Annotated in this window: 1 protein-coding gene; it reads right to left on the reverse strand. The window is 61.7% G+C overall.

The features are described 5' to 3' along the window. On the reverse strand, positions 1–1,552 hold a 1,552-nt coding region (locus ACQKP2_RS32845), incomplete at both ends, for a glutamate synthase central domain-containing protein (RefSeq protein ID WP_427582381.1).

Consider the following 1,552-nt stretch of genomic DNA (forward strand, 5'->3'; position numbering starts at 1 on the left):
GACATGCTTGTCGCCCTCCGTCACAGGCTCGATTACTTTGGCCACGTGAGCTTCCGGCGACAGGGCGCCCAGCGAGATACCGGCGGAATCGAAGCGCTTGAGCACCGACTCCAGTGGCTCGACTTCGCTGATGTCCAGCGGCGTATCCAGCGTCTTGACCTTCAACAGGTCGCGGATCATCGACACCGGACGGTTGTCCACCAGCGAGGTGTATTCCTTGAACTTGCTGTAGTCGCCCTGCTGCACAGCGGCTTGCAGGGTGTTGACCACGTCCGGGTTGTAGGCGTGGTATTCGCCACCGTGGACAAACTTCAGCAGGCCGCCTTGCTGGATCGGCTTGCGCGAACTCCAGGCTTCGGTGGCCAGGGCTTTCTGCTCGGCTTCGATGTCGACGAAACGTGCACCCTTGATGCGGCTCGGCACGCCCTTGAAGCTCAGGTTGCAGACTTCCTCGGACAGACCGATCGCTTCGAACAGTTGTGCTCCGCGATAGGAGGTGATGGTCGAGATGCCCATCTTCGACAGGATCTTGAGCAGGCCCTTGGTGATGCCTCTACGGTAGTTCTTGAACACCTCGTAAAGGTCGCCCAGCACTTCACCGGTACGGATCAGGTCACCCAACACTTCATAGGCCAGGAACGGATAGACCGCCGAGGCACCGAAGCCGACCAGCACCGCGAAGTGATGCGGATCGCGAGCGGTCGCGGTTTCCACCAGGATGTTGGAGTCGCAACGCAGGCCCTTTTCGGTCAGGCGGTGGTGCACCGCACCGGTGGCCAGCGACGCATGGATCGGCAACTTGCCTGGCGCAATGTGACGGTCGCTCAGTACGACCTGGGTCTTGCCGGCGCGCACGGCTTCTTCAGCCTGATCGGCAACGCTGCGGATCGCCGCTTCGAGGCCGACGCTTTCGTCGTAGTTGAGGTCGATGATCGCGCGCTCGAAACCAGGGCGATCGAGGTTCATCAACGAGCGCCACTTGGCCGGGGAAATGATCGGCGAGCTGAGGATCACACGCGAGGCGTGCTCCGGCGACTCCTGGAAAATGTTGCGCTCGGCACCGAGGCAGATTTCCAGCGACATGACGATGGCTTCACGCAGCGGGTCGATCGGCGGGTTGGTCACCTGCGCGAACTGCTGGCGGAAGTAGTCGTATGGCGTGCGCACGCGCTGGGACAGCACGGCCATCGGCGTATCGTCGCCCATCGAGCCCACGGCCTCGTAGCCTTGCTCACCGAGCGGACGCAGTACCTGGTCGCGCTCTTCGAACGTGACCTGGTACATCTTCATGTACTGCTTGAGCTGATCGACGTCATAGAAGGCCGAACCGTTGTCGTTGTCTTCCATGGTCGCCTGGATGCGCAGGGCATTCTTGCGCAGCCATTGCTTGTACGGGTGACGGGACTTCAGACGGTTGTCGATGGCGTCGGTGTCGAGGATCTGCCCGGTTTCGGTGTCCAGCGTTGGGCGGCCAGTTGTACCTGGCGGGCAAGATCCGTAGCGCCGGCATATTCGTCGAGCAGGCGGCGATGGGTATCGGTCTTGAGCAAGG

This window comes from Pseudomonas sp. NPDC089569, assembly GCF_050280625.1.
In the GTDB taxonomy this organism is placed as follows: Bacteria; Pseudomonadota; Gammaproteobacteria; order Pseudomonadales; family Pseudomonadaceae; genus Aquipseudomonas.